At 50.8% G+C, this 14,534-nt stretch carries 20 protein-coding genes; 6 read left to right on the top strand and 14 right to left on the bottom strand.

What is annotated here, in order from left to right:
* Positions 1-670: 670 nt before the first annotated feature.
* The 12 genes from ACPXSQ_RS12475 to ACPXSQ_RS12420 form a co-directional block, all read right to left on the bottom strand.
* Positions 671-1,279, bottom strand: coding sequence for a tail fiber assembly protein (locus tag ACPXSQ_RS12475; RefSeq protein WP_105078895.1), 609 nt, complete (start codon positions 1,277-1,279; stop codon positions 671-673).
* Positions 1,279-2,358: a phage tail protein gene (locus ACPXSQ_RS12470; protein WP_105088577.1), complete on the bottom strand. Its 1,080-nt coding sequence runs from the start codon at positions 2,356-2,358 to the stop codon at positions 1,279-1,281. Before ACPXSQ_RS12470 ends, ACPXSQ_RS12475 begins: the two co-directional genes overlap by 1 nt.
* Entirely contained in the window at positions 2,355-2,963 is a 609-nt protein-coding gene (locus ACPXSQ_RS12465) for a phage tail protein I (RefSeq protein ID WP_426143922.1), read from the bottom strand. Before ACPXSQ_RS12465 ends, ACPXSQ_RS12470 begins: the two co-directional genes overlap by 4 nt.
* Positions 2,956-3,864: a baseplate assembly protein gene (locus ACPXSQ_RS12460; RefSeq protein ID WP_013027277.1), complete on the bottom strand. Its 909-nt coding sequence runs from the start codon at positions 3,862-3,864 to the stop codon at positions 2,956-2,958. The genes ACPXSQ_RS12465 and ACPXSQ_RS12460 overlap by 8 nt, the downstream gene beginning before the upstream one ends.
* A gap of 3 nt (positions 3,865-3,867) precedes the next feature.
* Positions 3,868-4,218, bottom strand: coding sequence for a GPW/gp25 family protein (locus ACPXSQ_RS12455; RefSeq protein WP_015699482.1), 351 nt, complete (start codon positions 4,216-4,218; stop codon positions 3,868-3,870).
* Positions 4,215-4,799 carry a phage baseplate assembly protein V gene (locus ACPXSQ_RS12450; protein ID WP_013027279.1) on the bottom strand — a complete coding sequence of 195 codons (585 nt, stop codon included), beginning with the start codon at positions 4,797-4,799 and terminating at the stop codon, positions 4,215-4,217. Before ACPXSQ_RS12450 ends, ACPXSQ_RS12455 begins: the two co-directional genes overlap by 4 nt.
* 92 nt (positions 4,800-4,891) lie before the next feature.
* Positions 4,892-5,362 (bottom strand): phage tail protein, encoded by a 471-nt coding sequence (locus ACPXSQ_RS12445; protein ID WP_028715821.1) that lies wholly within the window; start codon positions 5,360-5,362, stop codon positions 4,892-4,894.
* Positions 5,292-5,567, bottom strand: coding sequence for an Rz1-like lysis system protein LysC (gene lysC, locus ACPXSQ_RS12440; RefSeq protein WP_227008744.1), 276 nt, complete (start codon positions 5,565-5,567; stop codon positions 5,292-5,294). Before lysC ends, ACPXSQ_RS12445 begins: the two co-directional genes overlap by 71 nt.
* A complete protein-coding gene (gene lysB, locus ACPXSQ_RS12435; protein WP_041930921.1) occupies positions 5,449-5,883 on the bottom strand; it encodes an Rz-like lysis system protein LysB in 435 nt (144 codons plus the stop codon). The genes lysC and lysB overlap by 119 nt, the downstream gene beginning before the upstream one ends.
* Complete coding sequence (locus tag ACPXSQ_RS12430) at positions 5,880-6,389, bottom strand: lysozyme (RefSeq protein ID WP_426143918.1); 510 nt, start codon at positions 6,387-6,389, stop codon at positions 5,880-5,882. Before ACPXSQ_RS12430 ends, lysB begins: the two co-directional genes overlap by 4 nt.
* Positions 6,373-6,597 (bottom strand): HP1 family phage holin, encoded by a 225-nt coding sequence (locus tag ACPXSQ_RS12425; RefSeq protein WP_426143916.1) that lies wholly within the window; start codon positions 6,595-6,597, stop codon positions 6,373-6,375. Before ACPXSQ_RS12425 ends, ACPXSQ_RS12430 begins: the two co-directional genes overlap by 17 nt.
* A 5-nt stretch (positions 6,598-6,602) precedes the next feature.
* On the bottom strand, positions 6,603-6,806 hold the full coding sequence (locus ACPXSQ_RS12420; RefSeq protein WP_014604961.1) for a tail protein X: 204 nt from the start codon (positions 6,804-6,806) through the stop codon (positions 6,603-6,605).
* Positions 6,807-7,733: 927 nt separating this feature from the next.
* Here ACPXSQ_RS12420 and ACPXSQ_RS12415 point away from each other — a divergent pair.
* Positions 7,734-8,315 (top strand): DUF6886 family protein, encoded by a 582-nt coding sequence (locus ACPXSQ_RS12415; RefSeq protein ID WP_024471099.1) that lies wholly within the window; start codon positions 7,734-7,736, stop codon positions 8,313-8,315.
* Positions 8,316-8,344: 29 nt separating this feature from the next.
* On the opposite strand, the gene ACPXSQ_RS12410 is transcribed toward ACPXSQ_RS12415, so the two are convergent.
* Positions 8,345-8,782: an NUDIX hydrolase gene (locus tag ACPXSQ_RS12410; protein WP_024471100.1), complete on the bottom strand. Its 438-nt coding sequence runs from the start codon at positions 8,780-8,782 to the stop codon at positions 8,345-8,347.
* 433 nt (positions 8,783-9,215) lie between these two features.
* On the opposite strand from ACPXSQ_RS12410, the gene ACPXSQ_RS12405 reads away from it, so the two are divergent.
* Both ACPXSQ_RS12405 and ACPXSQ_RS12400 read left to right on the top strand, forming a co-directional pair.
* Positions 9,216-10,517: a hypothetical protein gene (locus ACPXSQ_RS12405; protein ID WP_024471101.1), complete on the top strand. Its 1,302-nt coding sequence runs from the start codon at positions 9,216-9,218 to the stop codon at positions 10,515-10,517.
* A complete protein-coding gene (locus ACPXSQ_RS12400; RefSeq protein ID WP_024471102.1) occupies positions 10,514-11,152 on the top strand; it encodes a LysE family transporter in 639 nt (212 codons plus the stop codon). The genes ACPXSQ_RS12405 and ACPXSQ_RS12400 overlap by 4 nt, the downstream gene beginning before the upstream one ends.
* On the opposite strand, the gene ACPXSQ_RS12395 is transcribed toward ACPXSQ_RS12400, so the two are convergent.
* Complete coding sequence (locus ACPXSQ_RS12395) at positions 11,123-11,941, bottom strand: helix-turn-helix transcriptional regulator (RefSeq protein ID WP_024471103.1); 819 nt, start codon at positions 11,939-11,941, stop codon at positions 11,123-11,125. The genes ACPXSQ_RS12400 and ACPXSQ_RS12395 overlap by 30 nt on opposite strands.
* Before the next feature lie 346 nt (positions 11,942-12,287).
* On the opposite strand from ACPXSQ_RS12395, the gene ACPXSQ_RS12390 reads away from it, so the two are divergent.
* From ACPXSQ_RS12390 to ACPXSQ_RS12380, 3 genes are all read left to right on the top strand, one after another.
* The gene (locus ACPXSQ_RS12390; protein WP_024471104.1) at positions 12,288-12,884 is read left to right on the top strand and encodes a hypothetical protein; all 597 of its coding nucleotides are present in this window, start codon (positions 12,288-12,290) and stop codon (positions 12,882-12,884) included.
* The gene (locus ACPXSQ_RS12385; RefSeq protein WP_126843381.1) at positions 12,856-13,083 is read left to right on the top strand and encodes a hypothetical protein; all 228 of its coding nucleotides are present in this window, start codon (positions 12,856-12,858) and stop codon (positions 13,081-13,083) included. The genes ACPXSQ_RS12390 and ACPXSQ_RS12385 overlap by 29 nt, the downstream gene beginning before the upstream one ends.
* A gap of 392 nt (positions 13,084-13,475) precedes the next feature.
* A complete protein-coding gene (locus ACPXSQ_RS12380; protein WP_426143912.1) occupies positions 13,476-14,393 on the top strand; it encodes a restriction endonuclease in 918 nt (305 codons plus the stop codon).
* The last annotated feature ends 141 nt before the right edge of the window (positions 14,394-14,534 follow it).

Here is a 14,534-nt window from a genome sequence, read left to right as displayed (position 1 = left end):
CAGTCAAACTGGACAAGCTTCATGGAACAACATTTATCTGAAAATATCTTTTAGGTTTACATTAAAAACTGCCTTAAAGAATTTCATTCATATTGGTTAGTAACATCTTGTAAGCATCAGTTATAATCACGGAAAGTAACTGGTCTTGCCAAATATGAATAACATTATCAGTCTCATTAATACGAGTATTCATTTTTACAGAAAAGTCCGGGGCGCCCATTTGTGAGCCAGGTTCCATGGTAGTCAGCAATTCCGCAATTTGGTTAGTTAAATACAATGGTGTGCTATTTAGCACTGCTACTTATTCGCTTATGGCGAAGCGTTTACCACAAATTGAATTAATATTTTACATGGAAATCTATTCTATGATGAAATCATAATCCAAATCTCTATGATAGAAACAGCCAGATTTTTAATAAGATTAACACTTTTAAAAATCGATTAGCGAGATGATGAGTCATGGAAAAATGATAACAACCTAGAGCAGGAAGCAGGGTTGTACGCAGCAGAATAGGCATGAAATTTATTACTAGTCAGTGCAATAATAATGATTAACCGCTGACATTCTTAACTCCGGACAGGCATAATTAGTCACAATGATGAGGCCAGCCTGATTGACTGACCTGTATCAGAGAGTTAAAAGAAGTCAAAACTGATTATGAACACAATATCACATAGCCAGCACCACCGGAAGTACTGGCCAGTTAACATCCGGAGCCGTCGACATATCGACAGCTTTGACTGCCGATTTATACACCATCCATGCTGATAATTTCGATTTATCGTTATCGCTAATATCTCCCAGTAAAAGTTCAATCCGCCAGTCGGATGTCGTCTTTTCAATATTGTCTAAAAGACTTTGCCGATGCTTCTCTGCACTCGCTATATCTGCTTCATGCCTCTTCACCAGATTCATAACCCAATCCTCTCCATCCCATTCATCATATTGGGATAAAGGTATTTTAGGTGTGGTATTTTCAGGGTAATCACCCAGCTCTGTTATTATGAGAGATTCACCTGTTTTAATGTCATGAACAGTTTCACCACGATGATCGTTGATATACTCCCACGCAGAAAGGTCTTTAGTTCTACAAACCACCATGCCCTCTTTTTTCTCTAAAGGAGCATCGATACACGAATTAGCAGGAAGGCCTACTCCTTTAGCAAGAATTTCAGTGATAGTTGAAAGGTATTCACGTGAAACACCATCATAATTACAAACGCTAATTTCCCCAGCGTTAATAGCGACGAAATCTTTATCTAACTGAGCTTTTAACATTACGCAGCCCTCAAAATATAATTGAATGCAATATTGCGTGGTCTGGTTTCATTGCCACCAGTTTTCTCCATGAAAATGTACGTCCAGGCCCGTAAACCACTTACATTATTTGCCTCAGCGTTTTCGTTATTTTCATCCGTGTATGCGATTATCCGGTCCGTAGGTGTACCATATTCGTTTACAAATCTGTGGTTATGGGACTTAAACATATCTTCTTGGGATGAAAGCAAGTTGCGCGAGCTATCCACACCTCGACCATCATCCCAACCACGAATAAATTCGCCGCGTAAGTCCGGCAATTTCAACCCTGGATAAAGTACAGCCAGTTTAGGGTAGGTTGTACTGGAGAATGAAGCACCATTAGCTTTGACAAAAACCATTCCAGCCATTGATGCAAACAGCTCATTGGGCATTTTTGAATGCGGCCATGCAAAAGGAGAACCGATGAGTGGAGCACCTTCTCCCAAACCGAGGTTTTTAAGAACCTCCGCCACCAGCCCCGCGTCTTTAATTTCTGCCAGCGCTTTAGCCGTTTGCAGATACTGACTATGGGGATTGGCCGCATCAACGTGCTTCTTCATCACATCGTCGGTGTAGGCTTTCACCTCGATGACTTTGTCATCCACATACTGGCGCGTGGCGAGCACAACTGAAGGGTCAATTTTCAACGTGACGGCACTGGTGCTGTTCACGATCAGGATCATGCGCACGGTCTGAGTACGACCGCTGCCCTCCTGCAGTTGCGGCTTGTAGGTTTCCGCGCAGTTCGCGACGGCAATCAGCACGCCGTCGGCGTCATACAGGCCAATCTCACGGATCCAGAAGCCGCCTTCGCCTTCAGGGATAATCTGTTCAGCGATAATCTGGCTGCTGTTCGCGGCATCCACCTTCAGCGAATTCAGCGCGGCACGGCGCTTTTCGCCCACCAGTTTGGTCTGCGCAGGATCGGGCGTAGGCAAAACACCGCCGCCGTCACCCACCGCCATCTGGGTAATCTGCAGTTGGGTTCCCAGGGCCGCGGCATTGGCCAGCTTTGCCGCGCCCTGATTGGTCAGTAGGGCAAAATATTTCGTTGTCATGCTCTCACTTCCGTCAGGTCAATAAGATGGACCGCTGCGCCGGTGTAACCGGAACCGCCTGCGGTGATAACTTCAGGTGTATAGGGGTAAACAGTAAGCTCATCGCCACTGTAACTGGCGGCCGCAACAGGAACGGTGCCGGTGCTGTCCAGGTTGATGGATAACCCAGTCAGGTGGCGACTCACCGGCTTGGCATCGGCAATCAGCCGCTCCAGCTCGTTGTACATCGCTTCGGTAATACCGGTTTCCAGTACGCCGACATCAAGGCGAAAGGTGCCGGGCGCTTCATTGGTTTGCCACCATTCCTTAATGCGAATCAGGTAGCCCAGTGGCTCCACCACACGACGCAGAGAGCCAATCGTCCCTTTGTGTTTATGGATATATTCCGATGCAGCAACCACGCTGCGTTTCGTGCTTTCGCTCCAGCCCGAATCCCAACGATCCACCGACCAGGCCCAGGCCAGGTAAGGCAGTAGCTCCACCGGACAGGTCTGCGAATTCCATAACTGGCGCAAATGAACAGGAATGGATTCCAGCGCAGAACAGGCTTCAGCAGCGGCAACTTCCAGGGCTGATGAACCCGTTGGCAGCAGGCGTTTACTCATCGGAACCTCCTACCGTGATCTGGTAGCCGGTACAGAACGCGGCCTGAGTTTTATCCAGCACCACATCGGCCACCGGCTGGGCCAGTTCGACGCGCTGTACACCTTCTACATGCAGCGCGGCATACAGCGCAGACTTGCGAATATCGCGGCCTAAACGAGCCTGGGTGTTTACAAATGCCTTGAGCTTCGCCTCGGATGCGGCACGGATGGGCTCCGCCTCGGGACCGGGATACAAATACAGCGTGGCGTCAACGCGGTAATCCACAATCTGTGCCGACTGGACGGTGACCCGATCGGCAACTGGACGAACATCTTCATCATTTAGCGCGGCATTCACGATCGCCAGCAGGTCGCTGCCCGCCGCACCGTTGCCTTCGCGGGACAGCACGGTAATCGTGACGCTGGCGGGAGAGGGACTGATAGCCGAGGCATCGGCTACGCGGCCATCGGCGCTGCGAGCATGAAATTCGTAAGCACCGGACGGCCCCGCAACACTCAGCCCTTCAAACGCAGCGGCAATGCGGGCGCGGAAGTCTTCATCCCGCTCCATTACCGCCTCAACAGGGGGCGTAACGGTATTATCCGCAGGCGTCAGCACCAGCCGCGTCACGCCGTTGTTGGCGCCCAGTTGATCCAGATCGCTGCCGTTGGCCCAGGCCACCATCACCGCCTTGGCCGCCTCGTTGATGCGCTGACGCAAAATGACTTCCCGGTAGGCGTTCTCCTGCAGGAGTTTCACCAGCGGGTCGGACTCCAGCGCCAGAACCCGGGCAACCGATGCCTGCTCGTCTGCAGGATAGAGCGAAATCAAGGTGGCTTTACGTTCGGCAAGCAGCGTTTCATAGTCCAGCGTTTCCACCACGTTTGGCGCAGGCAGCTGGCTCAGGTCGATAGTAGGCATGATTCAACTCACAGGGACGGTTAACGAAAAATCCTGCGCGGTGTCCGCACGGTTGCCGGTGATTTCCACCACCATCCCGCCGTCAAACGCAGATTCAAAATTAATGGCAGTCAGGCTGATGCGCGGCTCCCACTGCAGGATCGCCATATAACAGGCCGACATGATTTGCAGGCGCAACCTGTCGTTCTGCGGCTGGTCGATTAGCGCCGACAACAGTGACCCGTAGTTACGGCGCATCACCCGCGATCCCAGCGGCGTCGTCAGAATGTCACGGACGGACTGGCGGATATGCTCCAGCTCAACAAGGTTTACGCCTGTTTCGCGGCTCATGCCGGTGTAGCGTGCTGTTGTCATAATGGTGCTCCTGTGGTGCCACCGCTGTCGCCCGGATGCTGGTGCGTATGCAGCACTTTGCCGTTGGAGGCGAAGCTGCCGCCGCTGTGCGACACATCGCCCTTCATGGTGCCGCCCTGGGTCACTTCCAGCGTGGCGGTTTTCAGTAACGTGGTGCACTCCACCTCTGGCGTATCCAGCAGGATTTTGACAGCCGCCTTGATCGTCGCCGTCTGAATCCCTTCGGCTTTCAGCGCGCCGGTTGCAGGCTCGTATTCAATGACCGCACCATCGGGAAAAGAGTAGTGCAGCGCATCGGCAGAGGCCGAGGGCGCCGGGCTGGCGTCAGAGAACACGCCGGGTAACACGAAGCCGCTGTTCAGCTCACCGCCCAGGCTTATGATCAGCACCTGCTCGCCTGGCGACGGCGCATTCCATGAACGGGTTCTTCCCGCCCGGGCACTTAGCCAGTGCAGCCAGTCAGTGGTGTTATCGCCGGTTTTTACCCGGCAGGTTCCCGCCTCAAGATTGATGGCGGCAACGGTGCCAATGCGGACCATGTTGCGCAGCAAGCGCTTGATTTCTAATATTTGCTCGTTCATGGCATTAGTTTCTCGTTGCAGGAGAAAAGCGGCAATCGAATGCCGTTTACCCAGGGATGGCTAAACAGCGCGTCAGCGGATAAGGGTTATCGCTATGTTTTCCATTCGCTGACCAGCTTGCCTTTGATGTACAACTGCCAGGGGCGCTCAACATTTTCCGGCATAGCCGGTTCTGGCAGATGCGTGATGTGTAATGCGCCGTTCTGCTGCTCAACCCAGACGCGTTCGGTCAGTTGCAGAGTGATATTCACCTTACTGCGCCCATCGCCGGTTGCCTCAAGGGTGAAGGTAAAGCCGGTGCGACGTTTCTCATCCGAAACCATGATGTCGGGCTGGTTTTCCCGAAGCCATGTCAGCAGGGGAACCATGATCAGATCGATATCCTCTGCATAGTCAGTAATCGTGACGGCCAGCTGGAAGTGGTATTCAAACGACAGCGAGCTGGCCAGCGTGGAAACCAGGTTTCCGGACTGAATCGCTATCGTCAGGTTGTCAGGATTTTGCTGAAGCAGCGGAACGCTGTTTATCAGCACCTGGCGTAGTTGGGTCACTTTCAACATCATGCTGCTCCTGGCACGCTTTAATCATCTCAATCTGCAACCCGCACGATGCGAGCGCAGCCTCTAACTGGCGGTTATCCGCCGCCAAATCACCCTGCGTCTGCAGGTTGTTTTCCGGAATGGGGCAACTTGTCACGCGTGGACAACCAGTCCAGATAATCTCGGGCATTGCTGAAGGCCGGACGGCTGTGCAGCCGGATAACGTCAGCAGGCAAAGCAGCAGCGCTCCAGGCACGTAAAGCGGGATTGGCATCGGTTTCTCTTCTGATAATGGTTTCACGATGGAGCGCCTGCGCGCTGGCCTGGTTCTGAAGCAGCCGCAGCGCCGCCTCGCGTTTTCGGCTAGCCTGGATATCCGCATCGAGTTGGGCCAGCGCCTTGTCCCGGCTGCTGACGTCAGCCGTCAGCGTACTCACCCTGCGCTGTGCCTCATCCCGTTGATGAGTCATCACGCTAAGGCGCCAGCCGGTTAAGCCCAGGGCAATAAGCAAAATGGCGATCGCCAGTGCAAGCAGTCGCATCATGCCGCTCCTTTTAAACACCACGCCATTTCGCGCTGACGACGGTTATCCAGGCCCGAGTTGTAGGTGCCTTTGACATATACCCAGCGCTTAAGCTGCAGGCAGGCATCGTGCCAGCGGCCGCTGTTGATCAATCCCGCCAGCGTTGAGTGACAGGCGGCGTGCACGCCAACGTTAAAACCGAATGACACCACCGCGTCATAAACCTGGAACGGCATTTCACGTGGCATGCACTGGTCGATCCCGCGTTCAACGCGCATCACGTCGTAAACCAGGTTAACTGCGGCCTGGCGCTCGTTCACCACGCTGGTCGGGGTAACACCTTGCGTGTGACCAATGCCGTTGGTCCAGACGCCGGCGCTGCACTGATAGGGCGAGGTGCGGCAGCCTTCTGCATCGGCAATCAGCTTCAGGCCGGCTTCAGAGGTTTTCAGCATGTTGATTTGCGGTAGCAACGCGGCCAGGGCCAGTACGGCCGCCACGGCGCAACGTTTAGCGGTCTGGCTCAAAGTTAAGCCCCTGTGAGTTGCGCTGCTGTAGCTCGTAAGTTTTGCGACGGTAGTGCCAGTTGATAAAAAACGTCGCAACGTTGGTGCACATGGTCAAAACGGCGACGCCAGAGCCAACCATAAAGGCGATATCCTGCGGTGTGTGACGTCCAAACCACATCAGGACGATCCCGATGAGGTAATTAATCAGAGAACTGATTTTTTCCATTGGCGCTAATCCCACAGATTGAGGGTTTCACCCGTGGCCGCCTGAGGCAGCTCCGGTAACACCACTCTGCATCCGTGCGGTAATGTTGGGCCTTGTTCTGCCAGGCCAGGATTGGCGGCATAAACCTGTTCAACCGCCTGCTGCGTGCGTCCGTAGTAACGCCAGCAGATCTCATCAACGGTTTCTTCCTGTTGTGCGTAAATCAGCATTGATTGGCCCCTTATGAGCGTAAAAGCCATGGTCGAGTAGGCGATAAGTTGAGAACATCCGCTGTCGTGGTGACAGGCAATAAAGGCCCCGTTGGCCAACAGAAACCTGTTCAGAGAATTGCACCGTCGGGCCACCAAACCGCCCTGAAGCCGAATCCGGATAACCCGGATACGCGATGTGCATTGGCCTTCGCGCAGAGCGATCCAGAGATTGCTGTGCCTGCCGCTTGTCAGAAGTAGTGTGTGCCTTAGCCGGCGCTTGCTCAACGCAAGGCCGTCCGCTCAAGGCTGGGCGGGCAGAGGGTTACACCCTGAATGCGGGCGCCGATGGAAGGGTCGCGAAAGCGCTGGGATGACGTCAGCGTATTTGCTTTCACAGCGACGACCGGGAGAGGTCGTAAGCCAGCAGCTACCGTGTTAAGTTCCACATCCATCGCTGAAAGTTATGATGAACACCCCCCTAAGCGTCAGCAGCAAGCTGCCGACGCCAAGGCCCCGGAAATCACGCCCTTCACGTCGCAAGCGCCGTGAAGCCCGCTCACCGGGGTTAAAAGGGGTTACATAAGCTTATTCATTGCTGAAAGCCCGCAGGGCTGTTCGGGGAAAGGTAGGGTATGGCACGATTTATGCATCTGTAACCGGCTACGCCGGGCGTACGGCGCCGTTCAGCTCTGCGCTATCTTTTACGTCATCTGGCGCCTTCATGCCGCTGAAGCGGCATTCTGGATACGGCTCTCACTGCAGGGGTTAATTCAGATTAAAACGTCCACTTTGTGCCAGAACCGGACGTTTCGCACATCCAGCTTCAGACCGGAACGCTCTGCATGCCTCAAAAAATTATGGTAAAAAATCGTTCATATGGAGGAAACCTGTTTTATTCAAAATGCTCTATCAGGAGTGCTGGATACATCTTAAACGGAGCCTTAAGTGCGTCTTTTTCATTTCAGCGACAGCCCTGATATCACTATATTCAAACCTCGCCAGTTAAGAGTTCATGTTGATCGCCCTGCCGGACAGGAATGGCTAAACGGGTCACTGATATGGGCTACGGATGAAGCGCATGAGTTACTTTATCTTTTTCCTCGTGAGTGCCCACGCATCGTATTCTGGCCATTACCTGACACATGCAAACTGGACATCGAACAATGGATGGGCAGAGACTCCCGTACCACTGCAGTAGCCTGTATCGAGCATGCATGGTTATCACGCTTTCTGAGTGGCAAAATTTACAGATACGAATTGCCTGTAGATGGCTTTGAACCAACAGGAGAAGTCGGTATGTGGGTATCACGAACTGATGTTATCCCAACTGGCCTGAAAGTGATTTCCAACCTTAATGCTGAACTTGCATTGCGCAATATAACGCTTCGGGTAATGGAAAGGCTTACGCCGCTCAAAAGTGTATGGCTGACATCACTTCACGCCAGCGGCATCAGACTGAGAAACGCACAAGACTGGGGAAAACCAGGCTGGACGCATTCTAAGCCGGGCCGCCAGGTCATTTTATAAACGTATAACCGGCAGGTCAGGCCCTCAAGCTACCAGCCATACTCTGAGTAATTTTCGTCAGAGTTAATTGCGTCAACAGCTTGCCTGACGTAGGGTATTGTTTCTTCAGGCAGTGCCGATATTCTTTTCCATTCAACTTTGCTGTGTTTGTCAGGCTCAGCAAGGACAGGTTCTCCGGCCCATTTTCTGCAGATAAAGTAGTGTCCCATCCATGAACGGTTATCTGTCCAAACATGCATGCTGTGCGCAAGTATCAATTCTGAAGGCAACACCTCAATACCTGTTTCTTCTTTAAGCTCTCTGGATGCAGCAACTGAAAGAGTTTCTCCCTTTTCTAATCCACCAGCAGGCAAGCTGAAGTAACCGTCCATCCAGCCAGTATTAGCCCTTCGAAGCATGCAGAGTTCATCCCCGCGTAAAAGCAAAACAAACACTGCAACGGACAGGTTATATCTTTCACGACTCATAGTTATGTTGCGACCTCTCAGTTACTGAATCTACGGCCTATTTACACATAAATTCATGACATTATGACCTTTTTTTTAATGACTGAACCAGTGACCGCAGCATCCGTTGCGCTTTTTTAAATAGCGGTTCATACAAAATTTCCGTGCTTTGCTCATAGCTGTAACCGGCCTGTTCGTGAGTCCGCTTTGTGCCAGAAGCGGACAGTTGTTGTCATGAAACCTGTTGATTTATGTGATGCAGGGCATTTCTCGCGTAAACAAACCCCCTTGTCCCACTTTATCTCGCGCCCTTTAATTTACTGATAAGCAAAGTAGTCGATTATGGTTATGAAGGGCACCGTTCTCCCTAACCCGTTCGCGCAATTCCTTCCAATACCAATTACAGATGCAATGGTTAAGTAAACCTCTCGTTACTTTAATGGAAGGGAATTTCATGTTTACGACACCGTTCTGGCCCGCTGCTGACTCATACCATATCCACATGATGGATATCCCTCTGCCAGACTCACTTTCGCCCGCGGCCCTGGACCTTATCCACCAGGCTACTCGTCTTGCTGAGGCGGCCGGTCATATTCACCCGGTTTCCACACGGACCGGGAGTACGTTGCTTCAGTCTGTTGAAGAAAAGCTCAGCATTATCTGCTTCAAGCTTGCTCAGGAATTTGATGATCCGGATACCTGCAAAGCGTTGCTGTTACGTGCAGAAATCCTGTCTGACACCAGTACAGCAAAAGAGCTTCTCCCGCAGATAGCGGGGCTGGATGAACAGGAGCTAGTGCAGGGAATAGGTTACATGTCAACATGGGTTGGTAAGTCTCGCATGCAGCATTATTCCGCCTGGTTTGGGTTAGCCGAACGCAGGCTACAGGAAGTTTCGGATGTGATGGATGAGCTCTTTCCGGACAACCTATACTGGCTGCAAAATCATATCGACCAGCGGCTGGTTGCGCTGCCTAGATGCCGCTACAAAATTGTCGATCTGTTTGCCATTGCTGGCGAAGCTAACAGCTATCCCAAGCATTTCGCCTATTTCTTTCCTGAAGATGAAGGGGTGAAATACGCAGCCCAGAAGCGCACCATTGTGTTTGCAAATACCTATTTAAACCTGTTTGAACGCTTTGCCCGCTCCCAGGCTTCCCTGCTTGGCTGGCAGCATGAAGCTATCCCGGACAGCGCTCTCTGTGCCCGCCACCTGATCGCCTGGTTCCGCGGCCATGATCTGGGACATTCTGTTGTCCTTGAAAAGATGATGTTTGGCAAATTAAGTAAACAGGATAGATGGGGATCAATGGTTGTGCAGGAAGCACTGGCGGATGTGTTTGGGCTGCTGATGTGCCTGACAGAGCCTTCCCGGGAGACCCTACAACTGAACGAGACGTTACAGTTAAAAATTTTCCTGCTGGAAATGCTGAGATATTTGCGCCGCGGCCCATGTGATTATCCTGATGCAGGGGCGGCCTATATACAACTCAAGTGGCTAACTGAACGCCGGTGTCTGAACTGGAATGGGGCGCATTATGTCGTGGACCTCAGCGCTGTGAAGCCGGCTATGACGGCACTGGCAACAGCAATGACAGGCTCAGTTTTACAAGGTAATACAGAGACGGCCCTGGCGTTCCTGCAAGGCTATTCACCTCATTATCAGCGTGAAGAGGCGGATCAGCTTCTAAACAGGCTGGGTAAAACTGTCGACATGATCGAGTACGATCAGAAGATTAAAGGCTTTACGTTATGATCGAGTTTTCAAACGGTTTCTTACTGAGTCTTTCGCTTTGTCTTGATATCGGGATTGCCAACATAGCCATGATTACCCTGGCTATGCAACGCGGATACTTTCATGGTTTCTGGCTGGGAATGGGGACTTGTGTGGGTGACCTAGCATATGCATTACTGGCGCTGGCGGGAATGGCCGTACTGCTTCAGTATGAAGCAGTACGCTGGATGCTCTGGATTGGCGGTGGAGCAATGCTTCTGTTTTTCGCCGTCAAAATGCTGATTGCCGCTTTCAGGAAGGTTTCGGAACTTAACGTGAGCGAAACTCATCAGTGTCGCCCACTGCTACGTGAATTTGGACGGGGCGTGGCGCTTGCCATGTCCTCCCCCACGGCGATTCTGTGGTTTGCGACAGTAGGTGGTGCGCTGATATCCCGGATGGGCCAACACAGCGTTACAGCAACTTCCTGGTTTCTGAGTGGCTTTTTCATCGCGGGAATGTTCTGGACCTGTGTCTTGTGCCTGGTTGGAAGTTTTGGCGGCAGACTGCTTGGTCAACGCCTGCTTAAATATTCCTACATAGCTTCAGCGCTCATATTCAGCTATTTTGCGCTTTATGTAATTGTGTCAGGGTACCGGGAGTTTATGGTGACCTGATCTGACCTGCGAAGCATAGTGATGGGGAGTTGTTCCCATCACTTTGCGAAATGCATTAATGAAATGACTCTGATCGTAAAATCCCAGCATTATCGCCGCATCGAGAGGATGCACGTTTCTGCGAAGCAAGTCGCGGGCATGGTGCAGACGAAGCTGCATATGGTACTGCAGAGGCGGCATACCCGTATGCCGGGTGAAGAAGCGAACCAGATGATATTTGCTCATCCCCGCCAGCTGCGCGAGCAGCTCCAACTGCGGTTTTATGCTGAGGTGCTCCCGCAAGTACTCAATAACAATATTGATTTTCTGTTCGTCAGATCTCTCAAGCAGAGCTGGGGTCTCGAGCAGCTCACCACAAAGCAGAATCAATTCCTGCTCCTCATCCATGCCCCGCTCCAGTCGGGCTGATGTTGCAAAACGGTACAGCGCGTCAAACAGGCGAGTGTTATCAATTATGCCTTCTCGCAGAACAGGGGCTTCATGAGCGCTAGTGAGATTGTCCTCATCTGCAAGCATTTTTATCACTGTCTGAGGTATGTGCACGCTAATGAATTCCACGGCTTGAGTCTCAAAACGCGAAGCCTGAATGGTTCCCGGATTATATAAGGTAACCTGACCACTTTTAACATAGGCCATTTTCCCTGCGAGCCAGATTTCTTCTACCCCTGTCAGGTTTGCACTGATGACATATTCATCGTGCAGATGTTTCGGAAAGCGCGAATTACGGGCTCTGACCCGCGAACACTCTATGCCATTTCGGCTAAACCATTCTGCAGACTCTAGTGACAACGTATCTGACCTCATGCAGCAATAGTGCATAATTATTAATGAATTATAGAACCATTTATTGAACATTTTTTCAACTGGTCGCCTTTGAGCGCCAGCGAATAAATTACTCACAGGGTGCAGTCTGTCAGTAACCGGACATGTCACTCCCTGACCAGATCGTGTCCGAGCGGCTTGGTAAAGTTAGCTGGCTTTGTCGGAAAGTTCACAAGAACATACGGACTGGCAATGCAGGAAAGGGACATAAGAGTTGTTCCAGATGTCCGCCTTGTGCCAGGAGCGGACATTCCACACTTCTGCTAATGTGGTCAAAATCGGTATGCCACTGCAATCTAGCAAAGGATAGATAATGGATAAAAATGAGCCATCAATATGGCCTCCGTACCAAGTCTTCTATATCCAATCGATGTTGTTCAACACAACATCGGCTCTACAGGCCGTGGATAGAGCATCTAAGTACATCCAAGCTATCAGTGAAGGGAAGCTAGGGCCACAAGATCGGAAAGATGAGCTTCTAGACTGTCTACAAAACTTCATCAATCATAGTGCTGCTATAGCTCGGTACTTCTTTCCATCAATGATTGGTGGAAAAGGTGAGAAGGTTTTACATAAGAACCGTGCTGAGTTTCTGAGGCAAATTTTTGATGTGACAGAAAGCAGCCCTTTGCATGATAAGAAACTTAGAAATGCAATAGAGCACTTTGATGAACGACTGGATATGTATCTTGAAGGTGGAATTGTAGGAAATATCTTCCCAAGTCTAATCTTGAACAAGCCAGAAGAAACAGATGTGCCGCATCACATCTTCAGAGCCTACTATCTAAATGATGGAATTTATCAAGTATTGGGGGAAAGACATAATGTTCAACCTATTCTTGATGAAGTCATGAGAGTTCATGAACTGTTGGAGATATTTGATGAAAATGGTGGAATGTTTGGGAAATAAAAAAGCACCTTCGGGTGTAATACCATTTTTTCTTTGCTCGTGTGCCATTCCCAAATCAGAAATGGATGACAGTCAATATAATTTTGTGGCGGGCATGGCGGGCGGCATTGACGTTTTTTTAAATAACGACCTTATGGATTACCAGATAGCTGGGACAGGAAAAAGTTTTATCGGAAAATACTTGGACGTGTGGAACTAAGATAGCGCGAAATATCAGCAACGTTACCAACAGGCTGTCAAAACGTTTACGAATAAACTGATGACAAAAGGAGATTGTAATCAACTGAGTGCTGATATTTACAGGCAGAATTAGGCACTGGCCAGCGTCGACCAACAGCGCCAGCAGGAGCAACAGGAACGCCAGACCCAGTCTCTCAATGATGTCTTGAAAGGACCTGTGCAGACCAACTGCACCCGGTACGGGAATTCCGTTTACTGTACGTCCTATTAGCTCTTTATGACGCGTATTGTCACCACTATCTGGCGCCACGCTGATTTATCCCGGTAAAGGAAATGCGCGCCTTTACACCCTGTTCAGAGGTAAAGTAAGAACATTCAGTTAGGAAATTTGTTTAGTGGAGTGATTGCATTTTGGAAAAGATCCAGGCGACTGCGGTTAAATATATCAAGCTGGGAGAGGGAGGCGAATGGGAACATGAGTGCCTGACATCTGGCATTATTAAGTTTGGGTACCACAAAACGCCCCATCAGATGTGCCTTGAGGGAAAGTGGGAGGACGTGAATAAAGTCTGGTTAGAAGAAAGGAAAAATAACCAGTCCACTGCCACCAGTGATGTCAGACAGATAAGGACGTTTTACACCGCCACCCCCGATATACTCTTCATTACGTTCAGCCAGGGGTTATTGCATTGGTGCCAGCCTTCCGGAGAGGTCACCGAACTGGATGATGGCAGTAGGACCCGCCCCACGGTGAGCGGATGGCACAGCCATAGTCTGTCCGGGAACCTTCTATCCCACAGCGTCCTGAGCGGTGCTTTACTCGCTACACAGAATTACCGGGGGACCATCTGCGATGTGCGTTTGGCCGATTACGCCCTGCGAAAAATCAATGATGAGCAATCGCCGGGAATCATCAGCGCTGATATTGCTAAAGCTCAGTACCTGAAGGCTATTACCAGGCTGTGTAGTTTGCTTACCTGGCAGGACTTTGAGTTGCTCGTAGATCTGATTTTCTCCGCCAGCGGATGGAGAAGAACCGGGAGCCTTGGCAGGACACAGAAGACTGTCGATATTGAGCTTGAACTGCCCACCACCGGAGAACGGGCATATGTGCAAGTGAAGTCTGTTGCTGAGCAGTCTGTATTCTCTGACTATCTGTCACGGTTCCAGACCAGTGACAGCTATGATCGGATGTTCTTTGTCTGGCATCAAGGGACATTGAGTGAGGATCTCCGTGCTGAAGGCGTCACTATGATTGGGCCTACGAGGCTTGCAGAACTCATACTGGACACCGGGCTGGCACGATGGCTTAGAAATAAGGTTTCGTAATAGCCCGGTACCTTATCGGTTACGGGCATTTATGCTAGAAGATGCCTTTTCTTATTCTGTGTAGTGGATAGCTAAATTTGGCCACTTTCAAAGGTATGTTAATTTCCGCTCCTCGCTCAAAGCGGACCATCTACTCATGCT

This window comes from Pantoea sp. EEL5 (assembly GCF_049892805.1).
GTDB lineage: Bacteria > Pseudomonadota > Gammaproteobacteria > Enterobacterales > Enterobacteriaceae > Pantoea > Pantoea ananatis.
The sequence above is the reverse complement of the archived record's forward strand: the minus strand, read 5'-3'. Positions and strand labels throughout refer to the sequence as shown.

Coding starts and splice junctions, on each gene's coding strand:
- ACPXSQ_RS12475 (WP_105078895.1), bottom strand. CDS start 1,279: ATGTTAAAAGCTCAGTTAGATAAAGATTTCGTCGCTATTAACGCTGGG.
- ACPXSQ_RS12470 (WP_105088577.1), bottom strand. CDS start 2,358: ATGACAACGAAATATTTTGCCCTACTGACCAATCAGGGCGCGGCAAAG.
- ACPXSQ_RS12465 (WP_426143922.1), bottom strand. CDS start 2,963: ATGAGTAAACGCCTGCTGCCAACGGGTTCATCAGCCCTGGAAGTTGCC.
- ACPXSQ_RS12460 (WP_013027277.1), bottom strand. CDS start 3,864: ATGCCTACTATCGACCTGAGCCAGCTGCCTGCGCCAAACGTGGTGGAA.
- ACPXSQ_RS12455 (WP_015699482.1), bottom strand. CDS start 4,218: ATGACAACAGCACGCTACACCGGCATGAGCCGCGAAACAGGCGTAAAC.
- ACPXSQ_RS12450 (WP_013027279.1), bottom strand. CDS start 4,799: ATGAACGAGCAAATATTAGAAATCAAGCGCTTGCTGCGCAACATGGTC.
- ACPXSQ_RS12445 (WP_028715821.1), bottom strand. CDS start 5,362: ATGATGTTGAAAGTGACCCAACTACGCCAGGTGCTGATAAACAGCGTT.
- lysB (WP_041930921.1), bottom strand. CDS start 5,883: ATGATGCGACTGCTTGCACTGGCGATCGCCATTTTGCTTATTGCCCTG.
- ACPXSQ_RS12425 (WP_426143916.1), bottom strand. CDS start 6,597: ATGGAAAAAATCAGTTCTCTGATTAATTACCTCATCGGGATCGTCCTG.
- ACPXSQ_RS12420 (WP_014604961.1), bottom strand. CDS start 6,806: ATGCTGATTTACGCACAACAGGAAGAAACCGTTGATGAGATCTGCTGG.
- ACPXSQ_RS12410 (WP_024471100.1), bottom strand. CDS start 8,782: ATGAGTCGTGAAAGATATAACCTGTCCGTTGCAGTGTTTGTTTTGCTT.
- ACPXSQ_RS12405 (WP_024471101.1), top strand. CDS start 9,216: ATGTTTACGACACCGTTCTGGCCCGCTGCTGACTCATACCATATCCAC.
- ACPXSQ_RS12400 (WP_024471102.1), top strand. CDS start 10,514: ATGATCGAGTTTTCAAACGGTTTCTTACTGAGTCTTTCGCTTTGTCTT.
- ACPXSQ_RS12390 (WP_024471104.1), top strand. CDS start 12,288: ATGGATAAAAATGAGCCATCAATATGGCCTCCGTACCAAGTCTTCTAT.
- ACPXSQ_RS12385 (WP_126843381.1), top strand. CDS start 12,856: ATGAAAATGGTGGAATGTTTGGGAAATAAAAAAGCACCTTCGGGTGTA.